At 56.0% G+C, this 18,942-nt stretch carries 13 protein-coding genes; 8 read left to right on the plus strand and 5 right to left on the minus strand.

Annotated features, from left to right (window positions below):
* Positions 1-229: 229 nt before the first annotated feature.
* From VAE55_RS18345 to VAE55_RS18365, 5 genes are all read right to left on the minus strand, one after another.
* The gene (locus tag VAE55_RS18345) at positions 230-1,972 is read right to left on the minus strand and encodes an ArnT family glycosyltransferase (RefSeq protein ID WP_322817164.1); all 1,743 of its coding nucleotides are present in this window, start codon (positions 1,970-1,972) and stop codon (positions 230-232) included.
* A gap of 446 nt (positions 1,973-2,418) precedes the next feature.
* Entirely contained in the window at positions 2,419-4,707 is a 2,289-nt protein-coding gene (locus tag VAE55_RS18350) for a xanthine dehydrogenase family protein molybdopterin-binding subunit (protein WP_322817165.1), read from the minus strand.
* 196 nt (positions 4,708-4,903) lie between these two features.
* Positions 4,904-6,640, minus strand: a complete 1,737-nt coding sequence (locus VAE55_RS18355) for a DUF3352 domain-containing protein (protein ID WP_322817166.1) — start codon at positions 6,638-6,640, stop codon at positions 4,904-4,906.
* Positions 6,641-6,933: 293 nt separating this feature from the next.
* Positions 6,934-8,844: a DNA topoisomerase (ATP-hydrolyzing) subunit B gene (gyrB, locus tag VAE55_RS18360; RefSeq protein ID WP_322817167.1), complete on the minus strand. Its 1,911-nt coding sequence runs from the start codon at positions 8,842-8,844 to the stop codon at positions 6,934-6,936.
* Between the two features lie 37 nt (positions 8,845-8,881).
* On the minus strand, positions 8,882-9,736 hold the full coding sequence (locus VAE55_RS18365) for a hypothetical protein (protein ID WP_322817168.1): 855 nt from the start codon (positions 9,734-9,736) through the stop codon (positions 8,882-8,884).
* 636 nt (positions 9,737-10,372) lie between these two features.
* Between VAE55_RS18365 and nusA the strand changes: the two genes are divergently transcribed.
* The 8 genes from nusA (at position 10,373) to VAE55_RS18405 (ending at position 18,802) form a co-directional block, all read left to right on the plus strand.
* Positions 10,373-11,701: a transcription termination factor NusA gene (nusA, locus tag VAE55_RS18370; RefSeq protein WP_322817169.1), complete on the plus strand. Its 1,329-nt coding sequence runs from the start codon at positions 10,373-10,375 to the stop codon at positions 11,699-11,701.
* A 4-nt stretch (positions 11,702-11,705) separates the two neighbouring features.
* On the plus strand, positions 11,706-12,032 hold the full coding sequence (rnpM, locus tag VAE55_RS18375) for an RNase P modulator RnpM (protein ID WP_322817170.1): 327 nt from the start codon (positions 11,706-11,708) through the stop codon (positions 12,030-12,032).
* Between the two features lie 159 nt (positions 12,033-12,191).
* The gene (gene infB, locus VAE55_RS18380) at positions 12,192-14,426 is read left to right on the plus strand and encodes a translation initiation factor IF-2 (protein ID WP_322817171.1); all 2,235 of its coding nucleotides are present in this window, start codon (positions 12,192-12,194) and stop codon (positions 14,424-14,426) included.
* 211 nt (positions 14,427-14,637) lie between these two features.
* Positions 14,638-15,021 (plus strand): 30S ribosome-binding factor RbfA, encoded by a 384-nt coding sequence (gene rbfA / locus VAE55_RS18385; RefSeq protein ID WP_012258866.1) that lies wholly within the window; start codon positions 14,638-14,640, stop codon positions 15,019-15,021.
* Positions 15,011-15,634, plus strand: coding sequence for a class I SAM-dependent methyltransferase (locus tag VAE55_RS18390; protein WP_322817172.1), 624 nt, complete (start codon positions 15,011-15,013; stop codon positions 15,632-15,634). Before rbfA ends, VAE55_RS18390 begins: the two co-directional genes overlap by 11 nt.
* The gene (locus VAE55_RS18395) at positions 15,631-16,629 is read left to right on the plus strand and encodes a bifunctional oligoribonuclease/PAP phosphatase NrnA (protein WP_322817173.1); all 999 of its coding nucleotides are present in this window, start codon (positions 15,631-15,633) and stop codon (positions 16,627-16,629) included. The genes VAE55_RS18390 and VAE55_RS18395 overlap by 4 nt, the downstream gene beginning before the upstream one ends.
* Entirely contained in the window at positions 16,626-17,498 is an 873-nt protein-coding gene (gene truB, locus VAE55_RS18400) for a tRNA pseudouridine(55) synthase TruB (RefSeq protein ID WP_322817174.1), read from the plus strand. The genes VAE55_RS18395 and truB overlap by 4 nt, the downstream gene beginning before the upstream one ends.
* Before the next feature lie 71 nt (positions 17,499-17,569).
* A complete protein-coding gene (locus VAE55_RS18405) occupies positions 17,570-18,802 on the plus strand; it encodes an alanyl-tRNA editing protein (RefSeq protein ID WP_322817175.1) in 1,233 nt (410 codons plus the stop codon).
* Positions 18,803-18,942 lie beyond the last annotated feature (140 nt).

An 18,942-nucleotide genomic window follows, 5' to 3' on the forward strand; every position in this document is an offset into this window, starting at 1 on the left:
CCCTGCCCGTCAGCGCTGCATCGTGGAGCGCACGCACTGGCCTGATAGGGAGCACGCACCTCCAACGCACTCCTCCCCCGCACTGCTATGCATTACCCACAACTGGTGTTAACCACGTGCGCATCATCGGGTATGATCGCTATGGGTGTTGGTTTGAGCGACTGACCCGATGGCAGTGCGTCGCTCCAGCCGTGCTATCACGTGCTGGATGGATTGCTTTACCCGCTCGTCATGCGCGTGTCGCGCAGTTTGGCGTGCGGCAGCATAGTCCATTGTAGCTAATGTAGATGAACGCTGCGATTATCAGCGAAAAACCTGTTAGTGGATTTCGCCAGGCCACCAGGAACAGGCCGGCCAGACCTATCATTACCAGCGGTGTCCAACGAACCAGTCCCATGCGGGCCGTAAACAGGTCAATGATATGTGGCTCACTTAGTACAAGCGAAGGGGTTCCCGGTGGCTTGGCAAGAGGTGTGCTGTATATCGCATTCCATACTATCATTTGCGGGCTAAACACAAGTAACCCGATGAGCGCAGCTAACAGACAATAGCCGGTAATCGCAAGAATGTGGCGGTAGTCGCGACGTACTGTGAACAGCCAGGCCAGGATACCAAGACACGGTGCGATAAGAAGAAGGATCGTGGCCCAATAGATGAGAACGGCCAGTCCAGCAGCAACACCGAATGCAATCCAGCGCCTGAGACTCGGTTGCTCACACAGGCGTAACCAGGTCAGGATGGCAAGCGCACACACAAAAGCACTGAATGCATGGGCAAATCCTTCTTCGCGCATACTGTAATACCATAGTGTGCTACCATAAAAACCGCCTATTGCACCGATGAGACTGGCTGCCGGAGTATACCAGCGTCGCGCACAGCGATACGCGATTAGCATGGTACCGATGCATGCCCAGGCACTGATGAGACAGACCACTGCGTATGCTCCCTGATCGTGACCATTTCCACCGTTAACCAGTCTATACAGCGCCAGCGGCCCAAACCAGATCATTGCCGGTCCGGCTGACCATGGATTTGCCAGTAGTCCTGTCTCGGTACGCCGCAAATAGACTGGATAATCGGTGAATGTTTCATCCATAACCAGATCACCACGATAGACAAGTGATCTTGCGTAAGCGTAGTAGCCGGTTCCATCAGACCTCACGACAGGCACATAGGTCAGCACGAGGGTTAGGGTGCCAAGGCAAAGCAATAATGCAGTTGCGCTGCGGTCGTTGATAGATTGCGAGAGGGCACGAATGTGTGTTAAACGATAGATACCTGCACTAATGCAGGCAACGACTGACAGCCAACCCGTGATCCAGGCAATCTCTAAGCGCCACGCCGGCCAGGTTTGCCCCGCGAGGACGATGATAGCCAGTGTGATGGGCACACTCACAATGTATTCCAGACACCCGATCATGGTAATGGCTACACACATACCGAGGAGAGCCAGAGGGAAGAATGGCGCCAGAATAAAAGTTTGCCACACATCTGACCATTGCACGGGTGTCATTCTCGTCACAGTCAGGCTGAAGAGCATGATACCAAGTGAACGCTTGTCTTCAATCGGAGCAGGCATTGGGGTGGTTGTCAAGTGTACCGGTTCACTCCCTGAAGGTAATAAAATGTGGTATATCCGCGGCCCTGATAAAAGGGTAAAAGTAATCTGGGCATTATTCGTGGTCAGGGTGAGTAGTATCTCGTCGGGACGATACAGGTGAAGACTGATGTATGTCGGGTGACCAGATGGTTGTGGCCAGAACCAGATGCTGCTACCCTGCGGTTGCGACCAGCGGAACGGTATGCGGTTTTCCAGTGTGCGTTCGCGAGCATGAAACCCCTGCACATACCTGTTATCACCATAACTTCCAACAGTGATATGTTGTCGCGAAGGTATGCTGGTAAGCTGCCAGATCGCACCACCTGCTACGCCAATAAGCGCAATTATCAGGAAGGATAGAAGTCTTATCATAGTTGTCAAAGCTGATCAGATAGTCTATCGTAGGAGAAGTTATTTCGCACATCCCCGTATCAATCACGCGCTGAAGGGATGACCTTACACGTGTCGGATTGTTTGGAAGTGTCAAGTGGTCACGCTGTGTATAACGGGTACGACGAGGTTCAATTCACTATTCTCTGGCTTTTCAATACTCTACTCCAGGATCACTTCACTGACGTAGACAATACACCAATGCTGTGGTGTAGAACTGACCACGGTTCCAACTATAGCCTTCGCACATTCAGTACTACCAATATTGATTGACATAAAGTGCGGAAGCCCGGCTTCCGCACTCTTCATGCTCAACGTGCTTGAGGAACGGCCTTGCCTGACAGTTACCATACTATAGAGTAATTCACTGTTGAGTGATCGAGTGACCTGTACGTATCACATTCAGCATCAGGCAGCACGTTACCAATTTATCGAATATCTTTGCTGTTCTGCATCGCTATTGCCCGCCACACCACTTCATCGCGCATCGGCAGTTCGTAGATACGGGCACCGGTAGCATCGCGGATCGCATTGGCGAGGGCTGCTGCCCCAGCGGTGATCGGTGGTTCGCCAACACCACGTGCGCCAAACGGTCCGTTGGGTGCCGGATTGGTGACCAGAACAGTTTCAATCGACGGCACATCTGCCGCACGTGGCAGGGTGTAATCCATAAGACTGGCCGTCAATAGCTCGCCATTCTCGTCGTAGCGGAGTGCTTCGTGCAATCCCCAACCAATTCCCTGCACGGCACCACCATGAATCTGGCCTTCCACCATCAGCGGGTTGAGCGGAAACCCGACATCTTGGATTGCAACATACCGCAACGGTTGCACTCGTCCGGTTTCGTGGTCTACCGTGACCTGCACGATATGCGCGACAAAGCCGGGAGCATTCTCGGCGGGTGCTGTTCGCCCTTCACCGACAATAGGTCCCGGCCCGCCCTGCTGTTCCTGAGCACGCCGGGCAACCTCGCCAATTGGCAGTGTGCGTCCAGGCAAGCCCCGGACATGGATAGCGCCATCACGCAGGTCGAGATCGTCAATGCGGGCTTCCAACATATCAGCAGCAACCTTCAGAAGCTGCCGCCGGGCTTCCTGGGCCGCCGCAGCTACCGCACCGGCAACACTGTACGTGATCTGACTGCCGCCACTCGGCCCGGCAAACGGCCCGCTGCGAGTGTCGCCGGCCACAATCTCGACCTGTTCGGGTGGTACACCCAGCATCTCCGCCGCCACCAGTACGAAGCTGCTGTTGACACCTGAAATGTCAACCGAGCCGACGTGGACGCGCACGATCCCATCGGTGTCAACCCGACAAACGGCTGCGGCGGGTGACATCCCACACGGCCAGCCGCCAATCGCCAGGCCGACTCCGCTGCCCGATGTGCGGTCGCGCCAGAGTGGATGGCTGGCTGCGGCTTCTAGCACCTGCCGTAGCCCCATCGACGGCCACGGGTCGTTGTTGCCCATCGGGTCGCCGGTCGTCGCTGCGTTTCGCAAGCGTAGCTCAAGCGGATCAAGCTCCAGACGGCGAGCCAGCTCATCGATGCTCGACTCAAGCGCGAACGTAACTTGCGGTGCCCCCGGCGCACGGTATGCCCCGGCCTGGGGTTTGTGGGTTAGGACTTCAACCACATCAATCTGGACGTTGGGGCAGTGGTAGTAGCCGCCGAGTAGCGTGCTCATGATGCCGCCCAGTGTGAAGGGGTAGACGCCATTGTCAATCACCATCTCGGCCACGATTGCGGTCAGAATCCCTTCACGAGTTGCTCCCAGTTTGATCGTGATGGTACTGGCCGGTGAGGGGGTGGTAGTCAGAAAGTCTTCACTGCGGTCAAGGACGATCCGTACCGGTCGCCCGACGGCCAGCGCAGCAGCGGCAGCCAGTGGATCGAGAATGCCGTATTTGGCGCCAAACCCACCGCCGACCGTCATCGGTACCACCGTTACCTGACTTGTCCGCAGTCCAAGCAAACGGGCGACTTCATCGCGAACCCCAAACTGCCCCTGCGTGCTGGTGTACAGAGTGATGTGCTTGCGTACCGGTTCGATATCGGCAACCACAGCGTGCGGTTCCAGGTAGCCCTGGTGAACTATCGCCGTTCGATAGGTGCCTGCGACCACCACCTCAGCAGTGGCGAGCGCCGCCAGGGCATCACCCCGACTGAAGCGTTTCTGTTCATGGATGTTCGAGGCGACGTGGTCACTCTGCTCTTCGCCACGTGCCACGGCGGCGTGGGCCGCAGTTAAATCGGTGTCGGCCTTCGGCGCACCCTGCGGCCAAATCACCGGTGCCGCCGGATCGAGGGCGGCTTCCGCAGTAACCGGTGCCGGCAACGGTTCATAATCGATCTGCAAGGCAGCCACACCATCCTCGGCAGCCGCCAGACTGGTGGCCAGAACCAGCACAACCGGTTCACCACGGTAGCGAACAACCTCTCTGGCGAGGGTTGTCGTCTGTCGTGATGAGGGCTGCCGATTGCGTGTGGGCAGATCGTCGGCAGTTAATACCGCGACCACGCCGGGAATCTTCAGCGCCGCCGCAGTATCGATCCGGGTAATCCGGGCATGGGCGAACAGGCTGAGGGCCAGCTTGCCGTGCAGCATACCCGGTAGGGAAACATCTCCGGCGTAACGGGCACGACCGGTCACCTTCTCGACGCCATCGACTAATTTACGCGCTTTGCCAAGGTAGCGATGCGGGGCTTGTTGTGTCATGCTCGTAACTCCTCTGTGAACCTCTCCCCATCTATCGTACCATAATGTGAGTGTGGGATAACGAAGCAGCACAGGCGGCTGCCTGTGCTGCATACATACCGTCAGCGCGGAATAAGCCGGCTCGATGTGCGGTTTCTTCACTTGGCGCGGTTCCGAACTGACGTTTTCAGAACCGGTCTATCGCCACAGTGATCGCTCAGGAACCAATACTCAACAACAACGTTCCGCGAAGAGCGCCCTGATTATCCAGGCCAACGGTACCGGTGGATGTGATCGCCTTGAACGGTGCCAGACGTTGTTCAAGGTCGGGATCGGCCAGATCGGTACTGACCCGATTGTACAGTTCCCGCACAGCCGTGAGGTTGACGTGAAGGATGCCGCTGTTCGGAGAAGGTAATGCCCGCAGCACGTCGGCATAGTCGCTCTGGCTTGACAATTTCTGTTCAGCCCCAAATGCCGACTCCATCGCCTGACGACCGAATGCAATCACCAGATCATTCCCGTTGAAGCCGTAGCCGACGAAGAGATCGCCTTCTTCTATCGCCTGTACCTGAGTACGACCCAGTGATGTGTCGGTAAACACCAGACCGAACGAATCGGCAACAAAAGCACTTATCCGCTCCATCCCTTGTTCAGCGGCAGACCGGTCGGCAACTCGTAGCGCGAAATACCCGCCAACCGGCAGGTCGTTGCTGTCAAGCGGTAACAAAGTAATCACACCCTCACCGTGGAACCAGCGAAACAGATCGCGCTCGAAGTCGATGTTCAGGCTTGCTTCAAGATCGTCGAGCGTATTTGCCGTTTCGGGTGAGGCGGCAAGCTGATCACGCAATTGCTGTCCCCAGTCTTCGGGAATGAGAAAACTGAACGCACCAAGTGCCGCACTATCAACATCGCCCGCCCGTTCTGGCGAAACGGCAGGCCGTGATTGAGCGATCCGTTCGCGCAAGTCGTTCCCCAGCCGATTCTGATCAAACACCGAGACGGCGTCGAAGCGTAGACCCCGCTCAATGACCGCCATCGTCAAACCTACTCCCTGCAGAGCCTGGGCCGCAGCCTTCGCATCGTTGAAGATCGTAGTTGGTACTGTATTGGTGGACGACTCAAGCAATGCATCGGTGAGGCGGGCGATAGTATCACCAGAAATATAAATGGTTGCCATGCGGTCGCCGGGGAGGGCCTGGACTACTGCCTGAAATGATGTATTGCGGGCAAGCGTACTGTTATTCTCTTGTTGTACCAACGTAGCAATGTTCTCGGCCTTATTGGCGAAAACGACCGTGTTCCGGGCCAGGGCAAAGGCTGCAAACGGTGTTGTATCGCTTTCGCTGGCGTAAATCGTCACGTTGTTGATAGTGTTTGTCGTAAAGCGTTCGCCTTTCTGTTCGCGGAACGCCCGTTGTTTATCGAGAAAAGCCTGCGCAGCCCGTTGATCGCGTACCGCTGCCAGCAAGAGAATATTCGTTTCCTGATCCAGAGGCGTCGAGAACGGATTCATCGGATCAGCCGGCTCCAGGCCAGACAGATTAGTCAACTCTTCGATAGGCAGACCGTACAGCGCCAGTGCCATCTCGGCACCGATCCATGGGGCAATATCTTCGGCGAAGGTAACCCCAAAGCGTTCCGCCAGCAGATCCGAAGTCGTCTCACTCTCCTGATAGTCAAACATTTCGGGAAATGCCTGCCGCAGGCGTTCGATATTGGGGAGATCGCTGAGATTGGGGGTGAACGTGGCATATATTTGCGTTTCCGCCGGCAATAATTCGGGCAAGTTATTGGCCCGTTGCGTCAACAGCGTAAATGCCAGTGCAGCGCCGCCGATCACAATCAGCAAGATGCCAGCCAGGCCACCACCGATCAGGATCGGTAATAGATTGCGTCGGCGTGGCTCAGGTGTAGCAGATGGTAATGAAAATGGGTCGGGTGCAGTCACTGTTACCTCCTTACTTGTAGGTAAGCCTGGTCTGTCGCTGCAATATACGCAGGAGCCAAGCAGCGAGTTTCAGCGCTTGGAACTACCTCAAAAAGATGTTGGGGATTGACGCAATCAGCCATCACTTTACAGAATGCCTGCACCGGCAAGTTCCCTCTGTGCCTCAGTAGTGTCATACAAAACCACCGAGACTCAGAGAACACTACAGAGTGTATTCCCTCTGTGTCCTCTGTGGCTCGGTGGTGCAACAGTAACAGCCCTACGCGACGTTCACGTGCCCGCTGAACATCCTCTCAAATATCCAGCTCAACCACCTCGTTCGCATGGGTTTGAATGAACCGCCGGCGCGGTGGCACCAGGTCTCCCATCAGCATCGTAAATGTCTCATCGGCGCGTGCAGCATCTTCCAGCGTCACCTGAAGAATAACCCGGTTTTGCGGATTCATCGTCGTCTCCCAGAGCTGTTCGGCGTTCATTTCGCCCAACCCTTTGTAACGCTGGATTTCTACCTTGGTACCAGGTGGCAATTTGCTCAGATACGCATCACGCTCAGCATCAGAATAGGTATAGATCTGCTCGCGACCGTGTCTGATCCGGTAGAGTGGTGGTTGGGCGATGAACAAATGACCGTTGGTAATGAGCGGTCGCATATGCCGGAAGAAGAAGGTCAACAGTAGCGTGCGGATATGGCTGCCGTCAACATCAGCGTCGGTCATCAGGAAAATGCGGTGATAGCGCAATTTACTGAGATCGAACTGATCACCGATAGACGTACCGATGGCGGTAATTAGCGCACGCACCTCGGCATTTGAGAGCATGCGATCAAGCCGACTCTTTTCGACATTAAGTATCTTACCGCGCAACGGCAAAATCGCCTGGAAGCGCCGGTCACGTCCCTGCTTCGCCGTGCCGCCTGCGCTATCACCCTCAACAATGTAGAGTTCACAGCGGGCCGGATTGGGGTCGGAACAATCGGCGAGCTTACCGGGGAGCGAGAACCCCTCCATCGCACTCTTGCGTGCTGTCTCGCGTACCTTCTGTACGGCCAGCCTGGTACGCGCAGCAGAAATAGCTTTTTCGATAATACGCCGCGCTTCAGTGGGATTCTCGTCGAGCCAGGCACTGAACGCATCGCTGAACACCGTCGCCACCGCACTAGCCGCCTCCGGGCTGACCAGCTTCTCTTTGGTTTGCGACGAGAACTGAGGGTCTTTCAGCTTAACGCTGATAACCGCCGTCAAGCCCTCGCGCACATCATCACCGGTCAAGTTGCTTTCGTTGTCTTTCAACAGCCCCTTTGCCCGTGCATAATTGTTGATGACACGGGTCAGTGCAGTGCGAAATCCTGACAGGTGCGATCCACCATCGGCGTTGTTGATGTTATTGGCGAAGGTGTAGACGTTATCGGTATCGAACGAATCGGTGTACTGGAGTGCTACCTCAACCATCACATCGTCAACAATACGCTCGACATAGAACGGTTGACGATGGAGTACTGTCTTGTCTTTGTTCAGATGGCGGACATAGGAAACAATTCCGCCTTCAAAATAGAAGTTGAGTTCGCGGTTTGTCCGTTCATCAACAAACTTAAAGCGCAGCCCCTTATTGAGATAGCTCATCTCGCGGAAACGCTGGGCCAGCGTATCGAAATTGTAGTCAAGCGTTTGAATGATGGATGTGTCGGGCAAAAAGCGCGTCGTCGTGCCGTGGCGGTCGGTTGGTTCGAGATCGATTACATCGGTGACCGGCACACCGGCCCGATATTCCTGGTAGTAGTGGCGGCCATTGCGATACACATCTACCCGCATGTAAGCCGACAGGGCATTGACAGCCGAGACGCCGACCCCGTGCAGGCCAGACGAAACCTTATAGCCACCGCTGCCGAATTTACCACCAGCGTGCAGGCGCGTCATCACCAGAGTCAGCGTGCTAATCCCCTCTTTGGGATGAATACCGACCGGAATCCCCGACCCATCATCACTGACGGTCACCGAGCCATCACGATGAATGGTAACGCTCACGCTGGTTGCACGACCGGCCATCACCTCATCGACCGAATTGTCAACCACTTCACGCACCATCGTATGCAGGCCATTGATGTCGGTTGGGCCAATATACATACCGGGGCGCTTGCGCACGGCTTCCATGCCCTCAAGCACCTGAATCTGACTTTCATCGTAGGTTGTCGGTGTCTCGCTTGTCATAGTCTGTTTTCCTTATAGTGTCACATTGTGTTTCGCCCTACGCCGGCGATAGCGTGGCGGCGTGATAGCGATAAAATTGCAGACGAGCGGCACGTAAGCCACTGCCAATGTAGGCATTGCCGATAATGGCCGGTGCCAGCCAGCCTGGTTGGGTTGCCAGCGAGCGCCAGAGTTGGGCAAAGCCAACCTCAATCACCGTACAGACGGCCAGAAAGGTAGCAATCGCTAACCAACGCTGACGAGCGAGTTGCCAGCTTTTGCAAAGAGCGTTAAGTGAGCGCTCATCACTCAGAGTGATGATCTCTGGCGTGAACCCAAATCCAATCAGGCCAGTAATAACCAGCACGATCCATCCGTAGTAGATCAACGTTGTCGTCGCCGGCATGAGGAGCATTGTCAGCAGACTCAATCCACCGATTGGTGCGATCACACACCCGATCAGTACAAAGACGATGCTCAGGCGCAGGGCAACGTTAAGCGTTCGTCGCAACACCATCTGCCACGGCAATCGCTCGCGCAGAATGATCTGGCGTAAGCTCACCAAAAACCAGCTACTCAGCGCCAGGGTTATCACGTTAAGTATCATCACTACCCCTGCAAATTCCATTACCGGCAGAGCGAGTGGTGGCGGTACTACTGCATCCAGGCCAGGAGCCAGGATGGGAATGCTGTTGGTTACAACCAGTAAGGTACGGGCATCAACGGCGTGTAATGTCCCGATCCACTGCGCTGCAACACTTTGGTTGTATGAAGAGGGCATCGCCAGTGTGATTGCACTGCCAAGCCAGAGATAGACACTCAAACCAATTGAGAAGAGCAGAATAAAAGGCTGACGGTGAATGACTGTATAGCCCACCGCCAGTGCATCGGTTATATGAAGTGTTTGGCGCATGCGTGTACTCATTCGCTCGCCCGATTCTTCTTTATTATACCACACTTCGGTGTTTCATGGCGATAGTTTTAGTTCATATGTTCTATTATCAGAGTCGATCAAGCGACAACTCAAAACCATCCTCAATCAATTGATGCCCCGGCGAGTATCTTCTCTTTTCTACTTCTCCCCTCTCTCCTCTTCTCTCTCCGCTCCTCTCATCCCTCCCTTCTCTCCCCTCTCTCCTACTTTCTACATCCTCCCTCCCCCAGCTTAGGCCAGATTCAGGTTTGCGGAATTGCCAATACTGTTGTATACTGTCTACGGCTAGGGTACAGCCACAAGGTATTAGTGTGTACTAAGCCCATGGCCCGAACCCTGACGAGCAGTAGGTTGTCAATGCTTTGTTGAAACTGGCGACAGGTATACCAACCCATTACAGGCAAAGACAACCGTCGTATGGTTTGTAACCTGGCTGGTAGTTGGTATGGGCGGTAAGCTTATCAGGCTGTTCAAGGTTGTCGTATGAATCGTCTGTGAGGGCTTTTCACAAGCCGCTTCCGCTGCCTCTGTGTAGTGGCTTATCGCAGCAGTCTGCGTTGTTCGGGTGGAAAGTGGGTTGAACCCACTTTTCTTATTATCAGGCGAGTTACAGCGATGAAAAGCGATTTTTACGCGGCAATTACTCAGATTGCATCCGAGCGCGGTATTCCAAAAGAGGCCATCATCGATGTGATGGAACGGGCATTGGTGAGTGCGTATCGACGTTTATTAGGCCCGAATCCGCCGGCTATCGATGTGGTTGTCAAGCTCGATCCGGTAAGTGGTGTGGCGCGGGTGTACGCTGAGAAACAGGTTGTTGATGAAGTGTACGATGAGCGTTTTGAGATCGATCTCGAAGCGGCTCGCCGCATTAAACCTGATGCGCAGATCGGCGAGGCAGTCCTGGTCGAGAGTACTCCGCGTGATTTCGGGCGGATTGCTGCTCAAACCGCCAAGCAGGTTGTCTTGCAGGGCATCAAGGATATTGAGCGCAATTACATCTACAGCGAGTTTGAGGATCGCGAAGGGGAATTGCTCACGGCAACCGTTCAGCGCAATAACGGCCCGCGCGGTAACGTGATTCTTGAACTTGGGAAAGCCGAAGCCATCATTCCACCGAAAGAGCAGGTAGCGAATGACCGCTACTACCACGGGCAGCGGCTGAAAGTCTATTTGATGGAAGTTAAGAAGGATGAGCGAGGGCCACGCCTGATCGCCTCTCGTGCGCATAAGAATTTGATCCTCCGTCTCTTCGAGATGGAGGTGCCTGAAATCTACAATGGCGCCGTTGAGATTAAGTCTATCGCTCGCGAGCCGGGGCTGCGCACGAAGGTCGCCGTCGCCGCTCGTCAAGAGGGGATCGATCCGGTTGGTTCGTGTGTTGGTATGCGTGGTATCCGCATTCAGAATATTGTGAACGAGCTGAACGGCGAGAAGATCGATGTTGTGCAGTGGTCGTCTGATCCGCGCGAGTACATTGCCAACGCACTTTCGCCGGCTCAGGTGGTCGAAGTTCATCTTAATGATCACGAGCACACCGCCCTGGTTATTGTGCCCGATAAGCAATTGTCACTGGCAATTGGTAAAGAAGGGCAAAATGTACGCCTGGCCGCGAAGCTGACTGGTTGGCGGATCGATATTAAGAGTGCCTCGGTGCTGCTTGAAGAGGAACGAGCAGCGGCTGAGGCGCGTGCGGAGGCAGAAGCTGAACAGATGGCGATTGAGGCTGAGCTGGCAATGGCTCCGGTAGAGACGCGAGTGGTGCAACCTGACGGTACCATTCTCTACCGTGGCCATCGCTATGGCCCTCTTGGTTCCGATCTGGTCGGTAAGACGGTACAGGTGCGAGCGACCTCGCAGAAGATTTTTATCTATTACAATGACCGCCTGTTCGCTTCCTACATTTTGCTGGAAGGTGGACAGGTAGTGCCCGATGAGGAGTAAGGTCATGGCGGCCAACCCTAAGACCGCTACACCACGTCCACGGCACGTGCCGAAGCGTATGTGCATTGTTTGTCGCCAGAGTGATGCCAAACGTGCATTGATTCGGCTGGTACGCAATGCTGATGGGCGCGTGGTGATCGATCCGACCGGGAAGCAACCCGGACGAGGTGCGTATCTGTGTCGCAATCCATTATGTTGGGCGCAGGCGTTGCGTCGCAATGCTCTCGAACGGGCATTGAAGATTGCGACACTGCATCCAGATGATCGGGTAGTCATCGAAGCAATGGGGCAACAGTTGCTTCAGGAAACGGAGTCAACGGCGTCTGCGTAAACGCTTTTGCACGCATCGAAGAATTCAGAGGCTCGTCTGCGTGTGATTGGCTAGTCTGTAAGAGACAACTGCTCTAAGCGCCGTTGACGTACACGTGCCTGAACAATGCAGGAGATCGATGGAGGTTTACCATTGCTCTCCTCAGAAAGGAAGTTGATAATGAGCGATAAACCACGACGTGATACAGGCAGTACGGGCACAGGCAGTGGACGCAGCACAGGCCAGTCTGGCAGTAATCGAGCCGTTGGCGCGCCTAACCCTGGTACAGGACGTAGTCCAAATGCTTCGACCGGTGGGAACCGGTCGGCTGGAAATCAAGCCGGTAATAGTGGTCGTCCGGCTTCCGCTGGACGCAATCAGGCGACTACACCGGCTCCTAATCGAAATACACCTCCTGCTGGCGCCCGGCAGGGTGGTGCTGCCAATGCGCGTACCGGTACACCACCGGTTGCGCGTGGTGGTGGCGGGGTAACGCCGCCGACCGGACGCGGTGGGAACAATCCTCGCGCAATACGCAATCAGCTACGCAGTCGCCAGCAGTCTGAAGAACGCGAGCGCGAGCACGTCTTGCGTCGTCCACCACCTCAACCGGCTGCACGCGCAGTGGTGCGTCCGCGTGGCCCGGTGGCCTTGCCTTCGGTAATGACCGTACGTGAACTTTCGGAAGCAACCGGCATCGGTGCGGCAGATATTCTCAAGGCGATGCTGAAGGCTGGTGTGCTGGCTAATATTAATCAGCAGATCGATTACGAGACCGCTGCGCTGATTATGGCCGACTTTGGTATTGAGACGACCGAAGATGTGCCTGAACAGATGGCCGGTATCGTCGAAGATGTCAAAGAGGTTTTGCGAGCACAACCACCTGAAGAGATGCGGCCACGGCCACCAGTGGTGACCATTATGGGTCACGTTGACCATGGCAAGACCAAGCTACTCGATGCGATCCGTTCAACCCGTGTCGCCGAGGGTGAGGCCGGTGGAATTACGCAGCATATTGGCGCGTATCAGATTGAGGTTAATCACCGCAAGATCACCTTCCTGGATACGCCGGGTCACGAAGCATTTACCGCAATGCGTGCCCGTGGTGCTCAGGTGACAGACATTGTGGTGCTGGTGGTGGCTGCCGATGACGGTGTGAAACCACAAACCGAAGAGGCCATTGCCCACGTGAAGGCTGCCGGTGTGCCGATGATTGTGGCGATCAATAAGATTGATCTGCCCACGGCAAACCCTGATCGGATCAAACAGCAGTTGGCAAACGTTGGGGTGATTGTTGAAGAGTACGGCGGAAATGTGCCTTGTGTTCACGTTTCGGCACGTCAGAAAATCAATATTGACGGTCTGCTAGAGATGATCTTGCTGGTTGCCGATCTCGAAGATCTGCGTGCTAATCCAAATGCTCCCGCTGTGGGCACTATCGTTGAGGCCAAACTCGATAAAAGCCGTGGCCCGGTAGCAACGGTCTTGATCCAGAATGGAACGCTCCATCTGGAGGATAACGTCCTGGTGGGGTGCGTAGCCGGTAAGATCAAGTCGATGTTCAGTGATAGTGGAAAACGTCTGCGCCATGCCGAACCGTCTACACCGGTAGAGATTGTTGGTCTGGAAGGTGTGCCACAGGCTGGTGATATTTTGCAGGTCATGGATGACCTGGTTGTAGCCCGTGAAATCGCTCTGCAACGTCAACGCCAGCAACGGGCAGAGGTTATGGCCGCCGCTGCGCGCGGTACCAGCCTCGAAGAGTTGTTCGGCAAGGTGAAACAGGGTCAGGTGAAAGAGTTGAACCTGATCCTGAAAGCCGATGTCCAGGGTTCGCTCGATGCTATTGCCCATTTGATCGAGCAGTTGAACCAGTCGCAGCAGGCCGTACAGACCCGCATCATCCATCGCGGCGTAGGAGCAATTACTGAGGGTGATGTCAACCTGGCCCTGGCCAGTCACGCGATCATCATCGGCTTTAATGCGCGCCCCGACCCGGCAGCGCGTCGCCACGCCGAGCAGCACGGGATCGATATTCGCTTCTACAATATCATCTATCAGTTGCAGGATGATCTGAAGAAGGCAATGGCCGGTATGCTGGCCCCCACCGTCAAAGAGGTGGTCGAAGGCTATGCCGAGGTGCGCAATACCTTCCGCTTGCCAACCCGTGAAGTCGTCGCCGGTGTTTTCGTTTCCGATGGTAAGATCACCCGTACCGGTCAGAATGTGCGCGTGCTACGGCGAGGCGTGGTGATCCACGACGGTAAAATCTCGTCACTCAAACGGTTTAAAGATGATGTGCGCGAGGTGACTGCCGGCTACGAGTGCGGTCTCATTGTTGAGGGCTTCAACGATATCGAAGTCGGTGATGCTCTTGAGTTCTACCGCCAGGAGACAGTTGCCGCCTCGTTGTAGGTGCGATAATCGGCAAGATGTTTGCCCGCCTCTGACGCACGCCTCGCGTGGGGTGTGCGTCAGAGTGACTTGCTGCCTGTAACGACAGAATCATGACTGGCAATCTCCTACCATTCGTGATACCCTGAAAAGAGTATCTGTCGAACCAAAGGCAATCCCTGGCGATTTGCATGCCCGGACTCACCAGGGTGGCTAGAAAGAGAAGAGTCATATGGCAAAACACCGCTTGCAACAGGTTGCCGATACTATGCAACGTGTGCTTGGTGATGTCATACAGAAAGAGTTAAAAGATCCGCGGGTTGGTTTTGCAACAGTAACCGGCGTTGAGGTCAGCGCCGATCTGCAACACGCAAAGGTGCGCATTTCGGTTATGGGTTCACCAGAAGAGCGGGAAGCGGCAATGGCTGCGTTACAGCGCGCACGAGGCTTTTTGCGCAAACGAGTGGCCGAGGAGATGAGTTATATGCGCTTTGTTCCTGAATTGCACCTGATTCAGGATACCTCTCTCGACTACACGATGCATATGGACGAAGTATTCCGCGCTATTCAACACGAGCGGTTAGTCAATCCGCCCAAACTTGACGATGAACAGTAATCTCGTTCCGTTCGATCCCTATTACAAGAAGCGGATCACGTATGTATGGCGTGGTCAGCAGTTTGCATTCGATGTGGCGCATACGATCTTCTCTTCGTTTCAGATCGATGAAGGGACTGATTTACTGCTGCGTCTGATCGAACCAGCATTTCCGGAACCACAGCGTATTCTCGATGTGGGTTGCGGTTGCGGGGTCATCGGGATTTGCCTTGCTCGTCGCTTTCCGCAGGCTGATGTGACTCTGGTCGATAAAGACCTGCTTGCCGTGCGCTACGCTCGTCATAATGCCGAATTGAACGCCACAGCGAATGTAACCGTCCTTGGCAGCGTCGGTTTGAGCGAGGCTCCTCCCGGCCCATACGATTTGATTGTCTCGAACATTCCGGCTAAGATTGGTGACTACGCTATCGAACATGAGTTTATTCTGGAACCGTTGCGCCATTTACGTCCCGGCGGTGAGTATTGGTTTGTTGTTGTGAGCGGCCTCAACCATCTGATACCCCGCCTTGGGCCGCGCCACAATCTGCGTCTCAAAGAGATCAAGAAGCGGGCTGGTCATTCGGTGTACCGCATTATCGCGCCAGCAGCTACGGTACCAACAGGATGCTTATGATCTACACCGATCCCCGGCAAGCGGTCGAACCGATCCGGTCACTGCTGGAACAGGCTCAACGGATTCTGGTGCTGAGCCACGTGAATCCTGATGGTGATGCGATTGGATCAATGTTGGCGACCATGCACGTCTTGCGTGCATTGGGTAAAGAAGCGATTACAGTCGCTTCCTCTCCGCCGATTGACTACTGTGCTGTTTTGCCCGGTTTTACCGATCTGCTCGTGTATCAATCCGGTACCACGTTACCGCCCTGCGATCTGATCTGGATGGTTGATGTGGCCCATCTCTCACGCGCCGGCCTGATCTACGATGAGCATGCGGCGTTTCTCAACAATCGGCCACTCATCATTGTTGATCACCATGCCACCAATGACGGCGGTGGCACGGTGAGTCTCATTCAGCCGCAGGTCCCTTCCTGCGCTGAGGTCTTACTCGATCTGTTTACCGCACTCGCCTGGCCGATCTCGGCTGACGTAGCAACATGCCTCTACCTGGGTATGCTCACCGACACGCAGAGCTTTCAAACACCAAATGTTGCTCCGGCAACGATGCGTCGGGCTGCAATGTTGCTGGAAGCCGGTGCTGCCAAACAACCGGTCATCGATGCTGTCTTCTTTTCGATTCCACCGTCTACCCTGCGTTTGACCGGTATGGCAATGGCGCAGCTCCAGCAGGAAGATGGTATCTTCTGGACGGTCGTTTCCCAAGAGATGTTGCAGGCAGCGAATGCTGATGAGTCGGCAACCGATGATACGGTCTCCCGCCTCCAACGAGTGGCCGGCATGCGGGCCTGTGCCCTCTTTCGTGAACGTCCTGATGGGACGGTAAAGATCAGTTTGCGTTCGGTACCGGGTGTTGACGTGGCGGCAGTTGCTCAGCGTTGGGGTGGTGGTGGTCACCGCCAGGCTGCGGGGGCAACGTTGACCATGAGCCTCACCGCGGCAGTGGATGCAGTCCTTCCCGCCCTACGCGAAGCTGTACATGGGAAGCAATGACAGCATTAACAGGATTTCTGGTTGTCGATAAACCGGCTGGTCTGACATCGCACGATGTGGTGGCCCGCGTGCGCCGACTGGCAGGGCGGGCGGTAAAGGTTGGCCACGCCGGTACCCTCGATCCGGCAGCAACGGGTGTATTACCCGTTGCTCTTGGCAGTGCGACCCGCCTGATTGATCAGTTGGTCGATGCCCGGAAGGGCTACCGTGGCGTCGTGCGCCTCGGTGTGCAGACAACGACCGATGATGCCGAGGGTGAACCGGTAGCAACCCTGCCGGTACTGGCATTCACGATTACGGAAATCGCCGCTGTTCTGGCCCGGTTTCGGGGTGACATTCTCCAACAACCTCCCACCTTTTCGGCCTTGCATGTCGCCGGTCAGCGCGCCTATGCTCTGGCCCGCGCCGGTGATCAGGTGACGCTAGCGCCGCGCCTCGTGCGGATTGAACGCCTGGAGCTGCTTGATTGGGTGTTACCCGATCTCACCATCGAGGTTGAATGCGGTAAAGGTGTCTACATTCGCGCACTGGCCCGCGACATTGGCGCTGCCCTTGGCTGCGGTGGGCATCTGGTCTCATTACAGCGTACCTTCGTCGGCCCCTTTCGTCTCGCACAGGCGGTACCACTGGCAACCTTGACTGATCAGTCGTGCTTACTCAACTATCTCCTGCCGCCAGAAACGGTTCTGCAAGACTGGCCCCTCGTCCAGGTTGATGCCAATGATGCCAGCCGACTACGTCATGGAGTGGTCATTACGGCAACCGAACCCGACGCACCGCATGCACGGGCACACGATCCGGACGGTAAGCTCATCGCACTTCTCAAACGTGATGGTGACAACTGGCGACCGGTAAAGGTGTTGGGGTGAATATCCGAAACAATCCATAAGTGCGAACGCCTATCCTGCAAGGTACCTGCAACTGATACAAGCCAAAGCCTATGAAAGCCACTATGCGCCTCTACTACGACGATTCCTACCTGACAACGTTCAACGCGCAGGTGGTAGCCACGACCGAACATCAAGGGCTGCCTGCGGTCGCCCTCGATCAGAGCGCCTTCTACCCGGAGGGTGGTGGTCAATCCGCCGATCATGGCTGGCTATCCGCCGTCGCCGATCTTGACCGGCGCTGGCCGGTAATTGACGTGCAAAGTGACAACGGCGTTGTCTGGCATATCCTGGCGACCGGCGCTCAGCTTCCCGAACCGGGAACTGTCGTCACCGGTCGGATCAACTGGGAACGCCGCTTCGACCACATGCAACAACACTGTGGTCAGCACATCCTCACCGCAGCCTTCATTGCGACGTGCAATGCGCCGACCGTCTCCTTTCATCTGAGTGAGCGCAGCGTCACCATTGATCTCAGCATCGGCGAACTCAGCCTGGATCAGGTACAGGCTGCCGAAGCCTGGGCCAATCGTGCCGTGTGGGCAAACCTACCGATCCATGCCCGCTTCGTATCGCCGACCGAACTGGCTCAGATCCCGCTGCGCAAACCACCAACCGTCAGCGACGCAGTGCGCGTAGTCAGCATTGGCGACATCGATCACTCAGCGTGCGGTGGTACCCATCCGGCCCGCAGTGGTGAAGTCGGCGCGATTGCCGTTCTGGGGTGGGGGCGACAACGTGGCCTGATCCGGGTCGAGTTTGTGTGTGGGAATCGCGTCATTACCGCCCTTCACGAACGGGATATTGCTGTGCGGACGGCTGCCGCAGCGTTGAGCGTGGGTTGGGCAGAACTTCCGCAGACCGTCAATCGCTTGCAAGAGGCCCAGCAATCGCTCCAACGCGAACTGCGCCAGACCCAGCGCGAACTTGACGCACTGCGGGCAGCGCATTGGTATGCGCAGACCCCACCCGTCAACGGGCGGCGTATCGTGACCGCCACCCTTCCCGCTGCCGACGCCGAGCGCCTGCGCACCATTGCCGGCTTTATCGCTGAACTGCCGGGTGGCATTGCCATCATCGCCGGCGGCAGCGAACGACCGCAGATCGTCGTTGCCTGCGCCGAAGACAGTGGCAGCGATGCCCGGCAAATCCTGGCCGCCGGGATGGCAGTCCTCGGTGGACGTGGCGGTGGCAATGCCCGCCTTGCCCAGGGCGGCGGCGGCTTACCCGATGCCCTGGCCGTGGCAATCGCAGCGATGATCAAGCGTGCGGGGGCATCTGAATAGGGCACGCGGATTGGCGCGGATCATCCGCGTTTATCCGCGTCAACCCGCATCTACCCGTGTTCCCCACAAACAGGGCACGCGGATGAACGCGGATTTAGCGGATTGGCGCGGATCATCCGCGAGCATCCGCGTCAACCCGC

It is taken from the genome of Chloroflexus sp., from assembly GCF_034432675.1.
Lineage (GTDB): Bacteria > Chloroflexota > Chloroflexia > Chloroflexales > Chloroflexaceae > Chloroflexus.

Coding starts and splice junctions, on each gene's coding strand:
- VAE55_RS18345 (WP_322817164.1), bottom strand. CDS start 1,972: ATGATAAGACTTCTATCCTTCCTGATAATTGCGCTTATTGGCGTAGCA.
- VAE55_RS18350 (WP_322817165.1), bottom strand. CDS start 4,707: ATGACACAACAAGCCCCGCATCGCTACCTTGGCAAAGCGCGTAAATTA.
- gyrB (WP_322817167.1), bottom strand. CDS start 8,844: ATGACAAGCGAGACACCGACAACCTACGATGAAAGTCAGATTCAGGTG.
- VAE55_RS18365 (WP_322817168.1), bottom strand. CDS start 9,736: ATGCGCCAAACACTTCATATAACCGATGCACTGGCGGTGGGCTATACA.
- nusA (WP_322817169.1), top strand. CDS start 10,373: ATGAAAAGCGATTTTTACGCGGCAATTACTCAGATTGCATCCGAGCGC.
- rnpM (WP_322817170.1), top strand. CDS start 11,706: ATGGCGGCCAACCCTAAGACCGCTACACCACGTCCACGGCACGTGCCG.
- infB (WP_322817171.1), top strand. CDS start 12,192: ATGAGCGATAAACCACGACGTGATACAGGCAGTACGGGCACAGGCAGT.
- rbfA (WP_012258866.1), top strand. CDS start 14,638: ATGGCAAAACACCGCTTGCAACAGGTTGCCGATACTATGCAACGTGTG.
- VAE55_RS18390 (WP_322817172.1), top strand. CDS start 15,011: ATGAACAGTAATCTCGTTCCGTTCGATCCCTATTACAAGAAGCGGATC.
- VAE55_RS18395 (WP_322817173.1), top strand. CDS start 15,631: ATGATCTACACCGATCCCCGGCAAGCGGTCGAACCGATCCGGTCACTG.
- truB (WP_322817174.1), top strand. CDS start 16,626: ATGACAGCATTAACAGGATTTCTGGTTGTCGATAAACCGGCTGGTCTG.
- VAE55_RS18405 (WP_322817175.1), top strand. CDS start 17,570: ATGAAAGCCACTATGCGCCTCTACTACGACGATTCCTACCTGACAACG.